This is a genomic window from Paraburkholderia yinzeri (genome assembly GCF_046581065.1).
GTDB lineage: Bacteria > Pseudomonadota > Gammaproteobacteria > Burkholderiales > Burkholderiaceae > Paraburkholderia.
The window spans coordinates 750,928-766,548 of the sequence record NZ_JBFOCJ010000003.1; the positions used below are offsets into that span (position 1 = coordinate 750,928).

The following is a 15,621-nucleotide window of genomic DNA, read 5'->3' on the forward strand; positions in this document are numbered from 1 at the left end:
CCGAAGCGGGCGCGCGGCTCAGTCCGCGGTGCCCGCCGCCGGGGCACCGGCTGCGCGGCGCGCCCAATCGTCCACGTAACCGGGTGTTGCCGCGCCGCGCGCGGCGGGCTCCACCTCGGGCGGCAGCGGCCGCAGCGCCATCGGCAGCACGCCCGCCCAGACGGCACGCGCGAGATCCGCTTCGTCGTCGTTCGGGCCGCCCGTGCGTCTCTTCGATGCCGCCTCCGCGAGCGAAATCCGCAGCACGGTCGTCGCGGCCAGTTCCTTTTCGCTGCCCCGGCGCGCCTCGTTTCCACGGCCCGGCGCCAGACGCTCCATGAACGCATCGAGCGCCGCGGCCTTGTGATCGAGCGGAACCGCTTCGAATACGCCGTAGATCGCGGCAGAACGGTAGTTCATCGAATGATTGAACGCCGAGCGCGCGAGCACGAGCCCATCGAGATGCGTCACCGTCACGCAGACCTGCGCGCCAGCATCCGCTACCTTGAGCATGCGGCTGCCGTTCGAGCCATGGATGTAGAGATAGTCGCCCTCGCGCCAGCACGCCGTGGGAATGCAATGCACGCCGTGGTCGTCGGCGAAGGCGACATGGCAGAGCCATGCTTCGTCGAGAATCGCGTGCAGCGTCGCCTTGTCGTAATCCGCGCGGTGTGCCTCGCGGCGCACACGCGTACGGGACGAAGGCGGCTGGCTGGTGTCGGCGGCGGTCATGGTCGGCATCCTCGATGGGGCACTGGAAAGCCCGTTACGATAAGGAAATCGTGGTCCCAACGGTAGGTCCATGACAACAGCAGTTCATGGAGCCACGAATGTGCAATGCCCGCACGACACCTGCGCGCTTCAGAACAATCGGCCGCTCATCATGATTGCGCGCTCCCCTTGCGATGCGGACGCAGCGGCTTGGCGGCTTCCGCCGCGGGACGCCCCACCCGGCGCGTTGCGCGCGGAGCCGTCGGCTCCGCGCCGCCAAGCTTCTGGCGCAGCGTGTCGAGTTCCCGCCCCTGCGCCGCATGAGTCGCTCGCAGCGCTTCGAGGTGTCCCTCGAGCATGCCCGACTGATGACGCAGATCGCCCAGTTGCGTCTGCAACGACTGGATTTCGGTGCGAGCCCCCTCCTCTGCACGCGCCGCACGGCGGGCCGCTGCCTCCGCCTCGCGTTGCAAACGCGTATGGGACGCGCGCTCGCGATCGTTTTCCAGCGCGGCACGCTTTTCCGCTGCCTGCAGCCGCGCGACCTCGGCTTCGAGCGCCCCGGCAGAGGTCTGGTTGGCGGCCTGGGCCTGCTCAAGTTCGTGGATCCGCACCTGCGCCGCGAGCAAGGCCGCGGTGCGCTGCTCCAGTGCCGTCTCCGTGCGGGCGAGATCGGCCTGCAATGCGGTCATCGCCGCCTGCGCCGCGCGGCGCGCCTCCTCCACTTCGTCGCGCAACGCGGCCAGCGAGGCCTCGGCCGCCGCGCTCGCCCGGTTCCAGAGAGCCCCGACGAATTCGCCCGCCGCATCTTGAAGCTCTTCGGGCATATCCGCATGCTCGATACGCACGCGGCTCTTTTCGCGCAACTCGCTCCAGAACTCGCCCAGCACGGCCGTAGGCGTGCCCATGCTGCCCCGGCGCACCAGTTGATAGAGCCGGTTGGCCGTGGGCGTGATGCCGAAACGGAAGAACATGAGCGCGCAAACCTCGCGGTAAAGCTCGCGGGTCTTGGGAAATTCCGCTTTCAGCCGGTCGATTTCGGCGGCGAGACGGGCTTCGTCCGGGAGGATATCGGGCATGGCGGGCTTGCGAGGATAGCGATGATCAATAATACAACGTAAACCGTTATATTTCCAACGCTATCGTTATTCCACCGCTTTTGTTTCGGCTGCCCATACCGCGCGGGAACTGGTCGACCGGGCGGCAATATGTCACAATGACATATAAATATCACTCGATGTTCTTTCCCCAGAGCGTCGCTTTCGCCTATCTTTGGGCACTGCTCCGCCACCTGTTTCCATCGTACAAATTGAATCCAACGCATTCCCGGCTCATGGGCTGGCTGTCCCGTTTCGCGCCGGTTCCCGTGACGGTCAAGTGGCCGGAGCGGCTCCGCGCCGGATTCGGCGCGCTCCTCGGCCTCGCGCTCACCGGCGCGCTCATGCACTTCACGCTTAAAGACGGCATTGCCGTGCCGCTCCTCGTCGCGCCGATGGGCGCCTCCGCCGTGTTGCTATTCGGAGTGCCGGCCAGCCCGCTCGCCCAACCGTGGTCGATCATCGGCGGCAACCTCGTTTCCGCGACGGTCGGCGTAACCTGTGGACTCCTGATCGACGATCCGGTCCTTGCTGCGGCCATTGCAGCCGGTGTCGCGATTGCCGCAATGTTCACGCTGCGCTGCGTGCACCCGCCTTCCGGCGCCGTGGCGCTCACCGCCGTGCTTGGGGGCCCGGCGATCCACTCGCTCGGCTACGGCTTCGTACTCGAGCCGATCGCGGCACAATCGTTCGTACTGCTTGGCTCGGCCCTCGCCTACCATGCAATCACCGGACACCGGTATCCGCACGCCGCCGCCCGCACCGAGCCCAACGCAAAGGCCGCGGCCGGCCGGCCCGCTCAAGCAACACAAGCGGCACAAGCGGGCTTCTCGCGCGCCGATCTGGAAGCGGTCCTGAAGCAACGCAACGAAATGCTGGACATTGCCCCCGAGGACCTCGAAGCCGTGCTGCGCGAGGCGCAGATCCGCGCCTATGCGCGCACGTTCAGCGAATTGAGTGCGGCGGATGTCATGTCGCGCGACGTGATCAGCATCACCCCGGACACGACGGCCAACGCCGCGTGGGAACTGCTCACGCGGCATGGCATCAAGGCGTTGCCGGTAATCGACGCAGGCAGACAGGTAATCGGCATCGTTACGCGCACCGACCTCGCGGACAACTATCGTCCGGCCAGGGTCGGCAACCGGGTGGAGCGCCTCGTGAACAAATGGTTCGCGCCCGGCGATCAGACCGACATTCCCGTGTCGAGGCTGATGACCCTCCACGTACGGACTGTCCACACCGATACGCCCATCGTGCAGTTGGTCACGATGTTCGCGGACATGGGACACCACCACATTCCGATCGTCGACAGACACCGTCAGCTCGCAGGCATCATCACGCAGGCAGACCTCATCGCGGGGCTGTATAGACAGACGCTGGCACAGGAGAGTCTCGCGGCCTGAAGAGCGTACGCCCACCACGTGGCATGCTCGCCGATTTATATCACCCCGCGGCATATTTTGCGCTTTACCCCCGCGATGAATACCTCATGAAAACACCCACGCGAAACTTGAGCAAGACGAATTTCGAACAGCTCTCGGAGTTCCGCTATCAGATGCGGCGCTTCGAGCGCTTTTCTGAACAGGCAGCCCAGGGCGAAGGCGTTACGCCGCTTCAGTATCTGCTGCTTCTGCACATCAAGGGCTATCCCGGCCGCGAATGGGCGACCATCGGCGAACTCGCCGAACGGCTCCAGGCGCAGCACCACGGCGTGGTGGCCCTCGTGTCCCGCTGCGAAGCGCTCGACCTGGTCGAGCGCCGGGTCAGCGAACGGGACCGTCGCCAGGTCGAAGTTCACATCTTGCCGGCAGGCGAGCGAATCCTCGCACGCCTTGCCGAAATGCATCGTGCCGAGTTGCGCTCGCTCGAGGGCAGATTCACCATTCCGCAGATCGATTCTTGAATTCATGAATCACAACACCCACAAACGAGATTTTTCGGTCAACGACAGGCTGCCCTATATTTGCGCGCTCGCCGCCGGCATAGGCATGCTCGGCACGGTAGCCGCCTTCGTGCTGCTCAACCTGATTCACCTCTTCACGAACCTGTTCTTCTTCGGTCATTTTTCGTTCGCCGATCATTCGCCCGCACTCAACAGGCTTGGAGGGTGGGTCGTGATCGTCCCCGTGATGGGCGGACTCATCGTGGGCATGATGGCGCGCTTCGGCTCGGACAAGATTCGCGGCCACGGCATTCCCGAAGCCATCGAAGCCATTCTCTTCGGCAAAAGCCGCATGTCGCCGAAGGTCGCCGTGCTCAAGCCGCTCTCTTCCGGCATCGTGATCGGCAGCGGCGGCCCGTTCGGCGCCGAAGGCCCGATCATCATGACCGGCGGCGCCATCGGCTCGCTCATCGCGCAATGCGTGAAAGTCACCTCCGCCGAGCGCAAGACGCTGCTCGTCGCCGGTGCGGCGGCAGGCATGACGGCCGTGTTCGGCACACCCGTGGCGGCGGTCCTGCTGGCCGTCGAACTCCTGCTGTTCGAATGGCGCCCGCGCAGCTTCCTGCCGGTGGCGCTTGCCTGCGCCGTGGCCGGCTTCGCACGCGCGATCTTCTTTCCGACGGGCCCGCTCTTTCCGCTCGACACGCCGCCGCCGCAAGCCCTTTCGCTGATCTCGTGCGTCGTCGCGGGCCTCCTCGCGGGAGCGCTCGCCTCGAGCCTCTCGGCCGCGCTCTACAAGACCGAAGATCTCTTCGGCAACCTGCCGATCCACTGGATGTGGTGGCCGGCAATCGGCGGACTCGCGGTGGGTGTGGGCGGCTTTTTCGAGCCGCGCGCGCTCGGTGTGGGCTACGACGTAATCGGCGACCTGCTGCATCAGCACATCGTCGTACAGGCTGCGCTCGCCATTCTCGCCGTGAAGGCGATCATGTGGGTGATCGCGCTCGGCTCCGGCACCTCGGGCGGCGTACTCGCCCCGCTGCTGATGCTGGGCGCGGGACTCGGCGTGGTGCTCAGCCACGTGCTGCCCGGTGCCGACCCCGCGCTCTGGCCGCTCGTCTGTATGGCGGCCATGCTCGGCGCGACGCTCGGCGCCCCCTTGACGGCCATCATCTTCGCTTTCGAGCTGACGCACGATGCCAATGCGTTGCTGCCGCTGCTCGCGGCAACGCTCGTCGCTCATGGCTTCGCCACGGTCGTGATGAAGCGCTCGATCATGACCGAAAAGATCGCGCGGCGCGGCTATCACATCTACCGCGAATACGGCGTCGATCCGCTCGAACGGCACTACGTCGACGAAGTCATGACGCGCGGCGTCGATGCGATCGATGCGAGCCTGAGCGTGCAGGACACGCTGGATCGCTACTTTGGCCCGGCACAGACGCGGCGCGCCTACCCTGTGGTGAGGGACGGGGCGGTACTGGGCATTCTCGACCGGTCGGCGCTCGACGCGTGGCGCGATAGCCGGCCCATGGATACGCCGGTCGGGGAACTGCTGGGCGGAAAATCGACCGTCGTGGCACTCCCGACCGAGACGTGCCGCCAGGTTGCCGCACGCATGGCCGTGCATGGTCTCGAGCGGCTGCCGGTCGTTGCGGACGGAGAATCGTTGCAGCTCGTGGGCATCGTGTCCCGCAGCGATCTCGTCAAGCCGTCGCTCGCCCATTTCGAAGAAGAGCAAAAGCGCGAGCGCTTCCGCCGCATTGCGCTCAGCCCGGCCAGGCGCCGTTTCGAACCCGTCCGCAAGCACGCCCACGACAACACGCGCGGGGCTATAACCCCCAGATAATGTCGGCGTGCTGCTTTTCGGACTCTCTCATCATGTTGATAAAGGGCCAGGCTCGCTGGGAAAGTTCGTTGGCTGGCCGATGGTCGCGATCGCGCGAGTATTGCAGGGCCAGTTCATGACGCTCGGCCGCGGCAATTTCCGCTTCCATGCGTTCGATCGCCTTCGGCAATTCGTCATGCGAAATAACGCCGCGCGCGCCGAGCCGACGCCCCACGAGTCCCAGCAGATATTGGGCGAGATCCCTGAGCATGACTACGTCAGGCGCAGCCCGCGATTGAAACGTGACCAGCATGTCGGATCCTCCCTTGTATGGCGCCGTCTGCGCGCATGCTTTCATTTTATATCACAACATGACACAATCAAGCGGCAATCCGGCCGAAGACGGTCTTGGAGCATCGCGCTGCGGGATGCCGGCGCCACGCTACCCCGTTCGCTGTCCGGCGGTCTATTCTCCATGAAGGACACATTTCGCCGCGGAGGGCGTCATGCGCGTGTCAGAGGGATTTACCGGTGCGATCGGCAATACGCCGCTCATCCGGCTTGCGAAACTTTGCGAAGAAACCGGCTGCGAAATATTCGGCAAAGCTGAATTCATGAATCCGGGCGGATCCGTCAAGGATCGCGCGGCGCGCTACATCATCGAAGAGGCGGAGCGCACGGGCCGCCTGAAAGCGGCGGGCACGGTGGTCGAAGGTACTGCGGGCAATACGGGAATCGGCCTCGCGCATATCTGCGCCGCGCGCGGCTACCGCTGCGTGATCGTCATTCCCGAAACGCAGTCTCCGGAAAAAATGGAACTGCTGCGCGCGCTGGGCGCCGAGGTGCGGTCCGTGCCTGCCGCGCCATATCGCGATCCGAACAATTACCAGAAGATTGCGGCCCATCTGGCTGGCGAACTGGAGAACGCGATCTGCGCCAATCAGTTCGAGAACCTCGCGAATCGCCAGGCGCATTACGAAACCACCGGCCCCGAGATCTGGCGCGATACGGCCGGCACCGTGGATGCGTTCGTGTGCGCCACCGGCACGGGCGGTACGCTGGCAGGTGTCGCCCGTTTCCTCAAGGAAAAGAATCCCGACGTACGGATCGTGCTGGCGGACCCCGACGGCAGCGCCTTGTACAACTTCGTGAAATCGGGCGAATTGCGTTCGGAAGGCAACTCGATCACGGAAGGCATAGGCTCGTCGCGCGTGACGGCCAACCTGGAAGGTACGCCGATCGACGACGCCATTCGCGTCGACGATCCCACCTGCGTGAACATGGTCTACCGCCTGCTGCGCGAAGAAGGATTGTTCGTCGGAGGATCGACCGGCATCAACGTGGCGGCGGCGGTGCAGCTCGCACGGCAGATGGGTCCGGGGCATACGATCGTGACGTTGCTGTGCGACCGCGGCAACCTGTATCAGGCACGTCTCTTCAATCCAGACTGGCTGCGCAGCAAAGGCCTCGCGCCGCAGTAGATCGCGCTGCGGCACGAATCCCGATTTGTTTCGGTATCCTTCCCACTTGCCTCAGTGGTTAATGCATACGCGTGCCTCGGCCCCGAACCTGCATTGCCCATACCAACCGTGATGGCATCGTTGTTTGCATGCGGCCGTAGCGGTATCGTAAGGCCGTCACGTCAGGCATGGGAACGAATATGACATCTCAGCGCAACGTACCCGGCGACGATCCGATACGCACGGACGTATTGATTGTCGGCGCAGGTCCCGTGGGCCTTTTTGCGGCATTCGAGGCCGGGGTAATCGGACTCTCGTGTCAAATCGTGGAAACGCTCGAGCGCATCGGCGGCCAGTGCATCGAGCTTTATCCGGACAAACCGATCTACGATATTCCCGCCATCCCGTCGTGCACGGCGCGCGATCTCGTCGATCGGCTGCTCGAGCAATGTCGCCCGTTCGATCCGCCGATCCATCTGGGTCAGCGCATCGAAACCCTCGAATCGGGTGAGGACGGGCGCTGGACCGTCCTCACCGGCGAGGGGCTCCGGTTCGATACCGCAGCGGTCCTGATCGCCGCCGGTAACGGCGCCTTTGCTCCACAGCGCCTGGCTCTCGCGGAAGCCGGACCGCTCGAGGGACGTCATCTTCACTACGGTGTGCGAAATATCGGCGACTTTTCCGGAAAGCACGTAGTCGTGGCGGGTGGGGGTGACTCCGCGCTCGACTGGGCGTTGGCACTGCTCCCCGTCGCGCGGCAGGTCACGCTCGTGCATCGCCGCAATGCCTTCAGCGCAGTGGACTCAAGCGTCGCGCGTTTGCGGCAGTCGATCGAGGCCGGCGAAATCGGCTTCGTAATCGGTACGATCGCTGGCCTGAATGCGCCTGCCGGCCGGCTCGAATCGGTGGACGTTCATCAGATCGACGGGGCCACCCGCCTGGAGGCGGATGAGTTGCTCGTGCTCTACGGTCTCGTTGCGGACCTCGGCCCGATTGTCAACTGGGGCATCGAGATACAAGGCGGACGCATCGCCGTCGATACGGCGTATTACGAAAGCTCTCGGGCAGGTATTTTCGCGGCAGGGGATATCGCAACCTATCCCAACAAACAAAAGCTGATTCTTTCGGGCTTCCACGAAGCCTCGCTTGCCTTGCGCAAGGCCTATAACTATGCCTTTCCGGGCAAGAAGCGCATACATGTGCATTCGAGCTACGATGCGAAACTGGCGGAACGGGTTGCGGCAAGTCATGCCTAGCGGCGCGGGAGGCCATCGTGCAATCCGACGCTTCCCGTCTCGTCATGCGGCATCCCGTTCCTCCGCTTTATTGGCTTTACTGGCTTGACCCGGTCGTCTCCCCCGTGCGCTCGCTACGGGCGTCCTGCGGCTTGCCAACCGGTGCGAAGCGCGTCCCCCCCGCAAACCAGACACGGCGGAACTGCTCCCGCTCGCGCTCCTCCGTGAACACCGACAACAGCGGCTTGACCAGATCGTGCCGCGATACGAGGCCGAGCAGACGATATGTCTCCGCGTCCTCGACAACGGGCACACGGTCGAGCCCCGTGACGGCCAGGCGCGCAGCGACGTTTCTGCAGGTTTCGCCCGGGAAAGCGACCTCGGGGCGTGCCGGCGAGAGAAACGCGGTCACAGGCTTGCCGCACTCGCCGGAAGGAATCCGCTCGAGCAAGGTCCGGTCTGCCATGCCCACCAGGACGCCATTCGCCACCACGGGAAAGGCGCGATACTTCTGCTGCGGGCCAAAGTGGTCGCGAAGCACATCGGCAACCGTTGCGCCCGCATCGATCGCCTCGACGGCACGCGTCATCACCTCATCCACATAATGGCGCTCAAGCGGATCGACGCTGTACTCGCGATAAATGTGATAGCCGCGGCGGGCAATCTTCTCGGTCAGAATCGAGCGGCGCATCATGAGGACCGTGAAGCCATAGGCGACCGCAGCCGCCGCCAGCAGGGGCAGCAAGGCATTCATGTCGCCCGTCAGCTCGAACGCGAATACCGATGCCATGATGGGCGCGCGCATCATGCCCCCAAGCGCAGCGGCCATGAAGACGAGCGGCCAGATCGCGGGTTGGCCCCCGGGCATATACGGAGCGACCACGGCGCCCACGCCCGCGCCCATCATCAGCAATGGCGCGAGGACGCCGCCCGACGTGCCCGACGCCAGCGCGATGACCCAGATAACGGCTTTGACGAGAACGATCGAGATCACCACGCTAACGGCGAGATGATTTTGCAGCAGGTCGCCGATGACGTCGTATCCGACGCCAAGCGCGCGAGGCTGATAGTACCCGCCGATGCCGACTGCGATGCCGCCCAACGCGGGCCACCACATCCAATGGACAGGGAGCTTGCCGAAGAGGTCTTCCATCTTGTACAGCGAGGTGGACAGCCCCCAGGACAAGGCGCCGGCAATCAACCCGGCCACGGCCGATGCCGCGAAACCGATCGGGCCGAGCGGCAAGGTTTGCAGCGGAAACAACGGCCCGCTGCCCAGCAGCAGCGGCCGCGTGAAGCCCGCTACCGCACACGCAATCGCGACAGGCAAAAGGCTGCGGGGCCGCAACTCGAACAGCAGCAGTTCGATTGCGAGCAGCACGGCCGCAATCGGCGTACCGAACACCGCGGTCATGCCTGCCACCGCCCCCGCCACCAGCAGCGACTTCCGTTCGGCACTCGTCAGACGGAAAAATTGCGCGATGAGCGAACCGATCGCGCCGCCCGTCATGATGATTGGGCCTTCCGCGCCGAACGGCCCGCCGCTGCCGATCGCGATTGCCGAGGCCAGCGGTTTCAGAACCGCGACCTTCGGCGACATCTTGCTCTTCCCGAACAGGATCGCCTCGATGGCCTCCGGTATGCCATGACCGCGCACCTGCTCCGAACCGTACCGGGCGATCAATCCCACCAGCAGACCGCCGATCACGGGCGCCACGACAACGAGCAGTCCCAGTGTGTTCTGCGAAGGCGAATGGTTCGCCGTGGAGATCGTCTGGAAGAAAAACAGGTTCGTGAAGAAGCGGATCAGGTGCAGCAGAAAATCGGCGGCGACCGTGCTCAGTGCGCCGCCGACCGCCGCGATGGCGCTGATGCGCAGAAGCCGGACATCCGTTGTGAAATCGCCTTTGTGCTCGCTCGTCATTCTCCTTGCCTCACCACCGAAAATCCCGGGTTACCCTGTTCATCGAAAATTCCGTCCTCATCCTTGCCATTCATGCTTCAACCCGCACTGTCGAGCAGCGCATCGACCTTGTCGCGATTCAACTCGTGGGCCACCAGCATCTCGGTCAGGCTCCGCTGGATGGCCGCGTCGTTCACCAGCGGCAGCACCTCGCGCAGCTTGCTCACGACCCATGCCTGACCGCGATTGACGAAGGCCAGACGTTCCAGCGGATCGTCGATGGCCATCGCCTCGGCATAGAAAGCGCCGGTGTGCGAACTGGGCATTCCGTCGAGCGTACGAATCGCGTGCGCCAGCATCGCGCACCACTTCACCTCGTCACGATGGATAGCTTCGATGACATCGCGCTGCCCGGCGTCGCGCGTATGGGCCGCCGTTTCCAGCGTCACGCGCGCGCCCGCGCGCTCGGCCTCGAGCAGTTCGTCGAGCCGCACGACGACGGCTTCGTTGCTTTCGCGTTCGAACTCGGCGGCATAGCAGACCGGCGAACTCAACGCCTTCGACGGCGCGTCCAGCCGGTGCAGGGACTCCGCCGCCTCAGCCACGATGCGTGCCACGCGCTCCGCCGCAGGCTCCACCGTCGTGATGCGCCCGACACCGAGGCCCGCATAGAGCGCCATCGCCTCGTAGTCGCCCGTCATCGAGCGCAGCGGCGAATCGGTGCTGAACAGATAGATCGGGCGTCCCTCTTCGTCGCCGATCACGGTTCGACCATAGACGAACGGATCGCCGTGCTCGCCGCGCGTCACGCTGTTGCCGAGCACGCGGACCGCGGCGTGGGGAGGCCAGTTGATATGAAACGCTTCGGTCAGCACGGTCTCGGACGCCTGCGCTTCGACCAGACGCCGCTTGTGATATTCGTGGGCAAAGGATTCGTGCGTGGCGATCATCACCGTGCCCAGCACCGCGGCCTGAGCGCCCTGCTCGAGCACCCGCGCCACATCCCGGCCGTCGCCAATGCCGCCGGCGGCGGCCACCGGCACGTCCGTCACGGCCAGCACCTCAGTCAGCAGTTCCGCGCGCGGCTGCCGGCCGCGCACGTGGCCGCCGCCTTCCACGCCCTGCACGATCAGCGCGTCGGCGCCGGCTTGCTGCGCCCGTTGCGCGTCGCTCGCCGAACCGACCTGATAGACCACCAGGATGCCGGCTGCGCGCAACGTGGCGATCGCGTCGGGCGCGACGTCCCAGAACAGGCCGACCACCGGCACGCGCAACTCGATGCACAAGTCGATCTGCTGGCGCAGCAGTTCGGCGTCGGTCGCCGCGGGAATCAGATTGACGCCGAACGGCCCGTCCGTGCTTTGCCGCACCCGGGTCACCTCGTCGCGAATCAGGTCGAGCGGTTCCCGCACCATGCCCAGAAAACCGAATCCGCCGGCATCGGCCACTGCCGCCACGAGTTCATGGCGCGACACGCCCCCCATTCCCGCCAGCAGGATCGGATATCGGCAGCCGAGCATTTCGCACAACGGCGTCTGCGCGAGCGTCTGAACGTTGCGCAATGGACTGAACATGGCACGGCTCCAGCAGCGGAGAGGGAAAGCGATCTGTAAAGACCGCGGTGGCGCACAAGCGGCCACCCGGCGGCGTGTCAGGAGATCGCGACAGCCTCTATGCTGGATATCGATTTAAAAATTGACAAATGAATTATTATTTCCAATGACCGCAAAAATATTGCACTGAATCGATGGACATCGACCTTGCCCGTACCTTCCTCGAAATTGCCGGCAGCGGCAGTTTCGTCGCCGCCGCCGAGCGCCTTCATCTGACCCAGACCGCGGTGGGCGCCCGCATTCGCTCGCTCGAACAGCAGTTGGGACGTCCGCTCTTCGTTCGCAACAAGGCCGGGGCACGGCTCACGCCAGCCGGTGAGCGCTTCGTGCGCCACGCGACGAGCCTCGTCCAGGGCTGGGAGCGCGCAAGACAGCACGTAGGACTGCCGCCGGGACGGGAAGATGGGGTCAGCGTGGGCGGGGAACTCAGCATCTGGCATCCGCTGCTGGCCGACTGGCTCGTGTGGATGCATCACGTCTGCCCCGAAGTGGCGTTGCGCGCCGATGTCGACGCCCCCAATCGCCTGCTCGATCGCATCGAAGACGGGTCGCTCGATCTCGCGTTGCTCTACAACCCGCCGCGGCGCCCCGGGCTCGTGTGCGAACTGCTGCTCGAAGAAAAGCTCGTCATGGTGACCAGCATGGCGAACGGCCGCTTCGACCCTGAAGATTATGTGTACGTCGACTGGGGGCCCAATTTCGCGGCGAACCATAGCGCGGCCTTTCCGGATTTTCCGAATCCGCCGGTCACGATCTCGCTCGGGCCGTTGGCGCTGATCTATCTATTGGAGGTGGGCGGAGCCGGATATTTTCGTGCCGGCACCGTGGCGCCGTTCCTGGAAAAAGGCGAGGTGTTCCTGGTCCGCGACGCACCGGCGTTCGCACACTCCGCTTATGCGGTGTACACCTCGGAATACGATGGCGACGTCCTTTCGCGTGCACGGAGCGGACTGCGGATCGTCGCGAAGCAGGCAGATTTCAGATTGCCCCAGGCGCCTGAGGGACGCACCAGGGGATGGCGGCGAGCATGACCATTTCATAGCCAGAAGAAAAGATCAGTCATCCTGATCTACTGGGATACTACCTGCCGTAGAAATCGCACGATCGAATTCGCCACTGCATCGGCAGCTTCGATATGGCACAGGTGACCCGCAGCCGGGATCACGCCACAAGGGATGGCGGGCAGCAACGCGGCAATCTGGTGCGCGAGCGCAACCGGCGCGATGTGATCTTGCTCGCCCCAAAGGATCTGCATAGGCATCCTGAGTTTTAGCAGCCCGTCACCGATCAGAAAATCCGCCCGCACCGTCTCGTCGCCTGCCCGCGCCCGCAGTGCGTCGATCAACGCTTCGGTGGCCTCGCGCGCCCCGGGCCGCTGAGCCGCCGCAACACGCCGATCGAGCATGGCCTCCGGCAATGCGGACGGTTCGGCGAACTGCGTCAGGAGTTGTCGCCGAATCCCTTCGCGCTGCCAGTCTTCTTCCCGAGGCATGGCCGGCGCCGGTGCGGGAATCAGGTCGAGGGCGGCAGCCAGCGTGTTGCTGCCGATCATCGTGAGCGCCGCCACCCTGCGCGGCTCATCGAGCGCGAGGCGCGCCGCCACATAGGCCCCCATCGAGTTGCCGATCACGAAGGCCCGTTCGATCTGCATGGCGTCGAGAAAGGCCAGCATGTGGCCGATCAGGCTCTCGTAGCCATTGACCGGCCACGCGTGCGGGCGCAGATCGGTCCAACCCATCGAAAGGTGATCGGGCGCGTACGCGCGAAAGCCGGCCCGGCCCAGCCGCGGCAACAGACGATGCCACTCCGTCGCCCCCGACGCGCCGATGCCGCGCCCGTGAACGAGGAGCACCGCAGGCCCCGCGGCACCCGCCGTCGCGTAGCGTGTGAGCACGCCGCCGGCGAGCACTTCGCTTTCCGCGAATGCACCGCCGCTCGCGCTCATGCGGCCTTGCCCGACGCGAGCGCCGCCGACTGCCGCGAACGCACGACAGTGTGCAGCAGCAGGAAGCAAACGGCGGCAATGGCAAGCGCGACGTTCATGAAGATGAAGCCCCCGGTAAACGAAGCCGTCCTGCCGACAATCCAGCCGACCACGATAGGCGCAAAAAAGCCGCCGATCTGGCCGCCGCAATTCACGAAACCCGAGAAGGCGCCGCGACTCGTGTCCGGCGTGAGGTCCAGCACCACCGACCAGAGCGGCCCGAATCCGCCATAGAGGAAGAACCCGGCGGCCGAAAGGCCGATGATGCTGTGCGCGGCGCTATCCACGTTGTACGTCACGTACAGGCACGCCGCCGTGCAGAGGTAGATGAATGCGATCAGCAGGCAGCGTGCGCGATACAGGACGGTGCTGCCGAGCCAACCGAACACGAACATGCCGACGGTGCCCGCGAAATACGGCACGGAAGCCGCGAAACCGAGCGTCTTGAGATCGATGTGGCGCGCCATCGAAAGATAGCTCGGCATCCAGCCCAGATAGCCCCAGAACGCGACGTTGAACGCGAGGTAGGCGGTAAAGATGAGCCACGACCGCGGCATCCGCATGACCGCGCCGAACGACCCGCCCGTGTGCGAAGCCGGCTCGCTCGGGCCGGCCGCAGCCGCCTCGCGCGACACCCGGGTTGCGGGCATGAGGAACACCGCCAGCACGGCCATGGCAAGGCCGGGCAGCGTAAGCCAGCGGAACATGCCCTGCCAGCCCGTATGAATCAGAAACCACACCGCGATCGGCGCAACGAAGGCCGGCCCCAATGCCAGCGCGGAAAGATAAAGGCCGTTAGCCGTCGATCGCTCCTGCGGCGGGAAGTAGTCGCCAACCGACTTAAAGCTCGCGCCATTGGACAGGCCTTCGGCGAAGCCGAACAGGACGCGCACGACGATCAGCGCGAGCACGGTCGAAACGAAGCCGGTCGCGCCCGTGAAAAGGCTCCAGAGAATCGGGCTCACGATCAGCATCCGCTTCGCGCCGAAACGGTCGGCCAACGCGCCGCCCGGAATCTGGGCAATCGCATAGCCGAAGGTGAAGGCCGCGAGGACGAAACCGAAAAGATCGGGGCCGATCGACAATTCCTTCATCATCGTCGGCGCGGCGACCGCGAGATTGATGCGGTCGAGGTAGTTGACGAACTGGAGAAGCCAGATCATCAACAACACCCGGTATTTGTTGGGGAATGCCATATGTCTCCTGGTTGCTGGTTATGCTTGCGCTCAGGCTGGCAGTCTAACGAAAAGACCGGCCCGCGGGAAAACCAGGAACACCAGGAGAAACCAACGAATCCGTGCCGCGCGATGGCGGCAGCAAATGGAGCGGCGCTGCCGGGGCGCCCATTGCGCCCGGCAGCCATCGCCGCGTCAGAGCTTCACGCCGGCGGACGGCGCGCCTTGCGCAGGCGCAGCAGAAGGCGCGGACGGGACCGGCGTGCGAACGGCGCCGCCCGCGGGCTCGGCCACGGAGATCGGTCCGCCGCTTACTGTCCACGCGGGTGTCGTGAACATCACCGAGAGCGGCGCCGGAATGACGGTCCCGCCCGTGAGCGCCGCTTGCTGAAGCTGCATGATCTGCGCCTGGGCCATGCGCATCTGCGTCTGCATCAGTTGCATCTGCGACTGCATCGCCTGCATCTGGTTCAGCGCCCACTCGGGCGGCGCGCCGCCCGTGCTGCTCATCATCTGGACGTTGGCATGGCCGTCCGGACTATGCCAGCTCCACGTGCTCACGCGCGCAGGACCCGCCGACGTCTGGACGATATGCGTACTCTGCTGAACGGGAATGACCTGACCGTTCACGCGCACCATGACGGGCTGGTCGGCCAGCGCCAGTGCGGGGGCCAGCGCAATGGCGCCAGCGGTGAAAACCGTGCGGAATCGCATGTGCTTACCTCCTTTGATCCATCTCGCTTCGAAAGGA

The 15,621-nt window shown here is 64.9% G+C and carries 14 protein-coding genes; 6 read left to right on the plus strand and 8 right to left on the minus strand.

Features of this window, described 5'->3' with window-relative positions; all coding sequences use genetic code 11:
- Positions 1 to 18: 18 nt before the first annotated feature.
- Together WJ542_RS30240 and WJ542_RS30245 are read right to left on the minus strand one after the other, a co-directional pair.
- Positions 19 to 711 (minus strand): pyridoxamine 5'-phosphate oxidase family protein, encoded by a 693-nt coding sequence (locus tag WJ542_RS30240; protein WP_411193212.1) that lies wholly within the window; start codon positions 709 to 711, stop codon positions 19 to 21.
- 149 nt (positions 712 to 860) lie between these two features.
- Positions 861 to 1,769 (minus strand): DNA-binding protein, encoded by a 909-nt coding sequence (locus tag WJ542_RS30245; RefSeq protein WP_411193213.1) that lies wholly within the window; start codon positions 1,767 to 1,769, stop codon positions 861 to 863.
- Positions 1,770 to 2,023: 254 nt separating this feature from the next.
- On the opposite strand from WJ542_RS30245, the gene WJ542_RS30250 reads away from it, so the two are divergent.
- From WJ542_RS30250 to WJ542_RS30260, 3 genes are all read left to right on the plus strand, one after another.
- A complete protein-coding gene (locus WJ542_RS30250; RefSeq protein WP_411193214.1) occupies positions 2,024 to 3,193 on the plus strand; it encodes an HPP family protein in 1,170 nt (389 codons plus the stop codon).
- 86 nt (positions 3,194 to 3,279) lie between these two features.
- Positions 3,280 to 3,693, plus strand: coding sequence for a MarR family winged helix-turn-helix transcriptional regulator (locus WJ542_RS30255; protein WP_411193565.1), 414 nt, complete (start codon positions 3,280 to 3,282; stop codon positions 3,691 to 3,693).
- Between the two features lie 4 nt (positions 3,694 to 3,697).
- A complete protein-coding gene (locus WJ542_RS30260; RefSeq protein ID WP_411193215.1) occupies positions 3,698 to 5,521 on the plus strand; it encodes a chloride channel protein in 1,824 nt (607 codons plus the stop codon).
- Here the strand turns inward: WJ542_RS30260 and WJ542_RS30265 are convergent.
- The gene (locus WJ542_RS30265) at positions 5,505 to 5,813 is read right to left on the minus strand and encodes a DUF1840 domain-containing protein (protein ID WP_411193216.1); all 309 of its coding nucleotides are present in this window, start codon (positions 5,811 to 5,813) and stop codon (positions 5,505 to 5,507) included. The genes WJ542_RS30260 and WJ542_RS30265 overlap by 17 nt on opposite strands.
- Before the next feature lie 193 nt (positions 5,814 to 6,006).
- On the opposite strand from WJ542_RS30265, the gene WJ542_RS30270 reads away from it, so the two are divergent.
- Complete coding sequence (locus WJ542_RS30270) at positions 6,007 to 6,981, plus strand: cysteine synthase A (RefSeq protein WP_411193217.1); 975 nt, start codon at positions 6,007 to 6,009, stop codon at positions 6,979 to 6,981.
- Between the two features lie 179 nt (positions 6,982 to 7,160).
- Entirely contained in the window at positions 7,161 to 8,216 is a 1,056-nt protein-coding gene (locus tag WJ542_RS30275; protein ID WP_411193218.1) for an NAD(P)/FAD-dependent oxidoreductase, read from the plus strand.
- 76 nt (positions 8,217 to 8,292) lie between these two features.
- On the opposite strand, the gene WJ542_RS30280 is transcribed toward WJ542_RS30275, so the two are convergent.
- Positions 8,293 to 10,119, minus strand: a complete 1,827-nt coding sequence (locus WJ542_RS30280; RefSeq protein WP_411193219.1) for a chloride channel protein — start codon at positions 10,117 to 10,119, stop codon at positions 8,293 to 8,295.
- 77 nt (positions 10,120 to 10,196) lie between these two features.
- Positions 10,197 to 11,672, minus strand: a complete 1,476-nt coding sequence (locus WJ542_RS30285; RefSeq protein ID WP_411193220.1) for a nitronate monooxygenase — start codon at positions 11,670 to 11,672, stop codon at positions 10,197 to 10,199.
- A gap of 173 nt (positions 11,673 to 11,845) precedes the next feature.
- Between WJ542_RS30285 and WJ542_RS30290 the strand changes: the two genes are divergently transcribed.
- On the plus strand, positions 11,846 to 12,742 hold the full coding sequence (locus tag WJ542_RS30290) for a LysR family transcriptional regulator (protein WP_411193221.1): 897 nt from the start codon (positions 11,846 to 11,848) through the stop codon (positions 12,740 to 12,742).
- A 38-nt stretch (positions 12,743 to 12,780) separates the two neighbouring features.
- Here the strand turns inward: WJ542_RS30290 and WJ542_RS30295 are convergent, their stop codons facing one another.
- From WJ542_RS30295 to WJ542_RS30305, 3 genes are all read right to left on the minus strand, one after another.
- Entirely contained in the window at positions 12,781 to 13,620 is an 840-nt protein-coding gene (locus WJ542_RS30295) for an alpha/beta fold hydrolase (RefSeq protein WP_411193222.1), read from the minus strand.
- A 32-nt stretch (positions 13,621 to 13,652) separates the two neighbouring features.
- Entirely contained in the window at positions 13,653 to 14,891 is a 1,239-nt protein-coding gene (locus tag WJ542_RS30300) for an MFS transporter (protein ID WP_411193223.1), read from the minus strand.
- Positions 14,892 to 15,065: 174 nt separating this feature from the next.
- Positions 15,066 to 15,584: a hypothetical protein gene (locus WJ542_RS30305; protein ID WP_411193224.1), complete on the minus strand. Its 519-nt coding sequence runs from the start codon at positions 15,582 to 15,584 to the stop codon at positions 15,066 to 15,068.
- Between the last annotated feature and the right edge of the window lie 37 nt (positions 15,585 to 15,621).

Coding starts and splice junctions, on each gene's coding strand:
- WJ542_RS30255 (WP_411193565.1), top strand. CDS start 3,280: ATGAAAACACCCACGCGAAACTTGAGCAAGACGAATTTCGAACAGCTC.
- WJ542_RS30240 (WP_411193212.1), bottom strand. CDS start 711: ATGACCGCCGCCGACACCAGCCAGCCGCCTTCGTCCCGTACGCGTGTG.
- WJ542_RS30245 (WP_411193213.1), bottom strand. CDS start 1,769: ATGCCCGATATCCTCCCGGACGAAGCCCGTCTCGCCGCCGAAATCGAC.
- WJ542_RS30260 (WP_411193215.1), top strand. CDS start 3,698: ATGAATCACAACACCCACAAACGAGATTTTTCGGTCAACGACAGGCTG.
- WJ542_RS30305 (WP_411193224.1), bottom strand. CDS start 15,584: ATGCGATTCCGCACGGTTTTCACCGCTGGCGCCATTGCGCTGGCCCCC.
- WJ542_RS30270 (WP_411193217.1), top strand. CDS start 6,007: ATGCGCGTGTCAGAGGGATTTACCGGTGCGATCGGCAATACGCCGCTC.
- WJ542_RS30280 (WP_411193219.1), bottom strand. CDS start 10,119: ATGACGAGCGAGCACAAAGGCGATTTCACAACGGATGTCCGGCTTCTG.
- WJ542_RS30300 (WP_411193223.1), bottom strand. CDS start 14,891: ATGGCATTCCCCAACAAATACCGGGTGTTGTTGATGATCTGGCTTCTC.
- WJ542_RS30250 (WP_411193214.1), top strand. CDS start 2,024: ATGGGCTGGCTGTCCCGTTTCGCGCCGGTTCCCGTGACGGTCAAGTGG.
- WJ542_RS30290 (WP_411193221.1), top strand. CDS start 11,846: ATGGACATCGACCTTGCCCGTACCTTCCTCGAAATTGCCGGCAGCGGC.
- WJ542_RS30265 (WP_411193216.1), bottom strand. CDS start 5,813: ATGCTGGTCACGTTTCAATCGCGGGCTGCGCCTGACGTAGTCATGCTC.
- WJ542_RS30285 (WP_411193220.1), bottom strand. CDS start 11,672: ATGTTCAGTCCATTGCGCAACGTTCAGACGCTCGCGCAGACGCCGTTG.
- WJ542_RS30275 (WP_411193218.1), top strand. CDS start 7,161: ATGACATCTCAGCGCAACGTACCCGGCGACGATCCGATACGCACGGAC.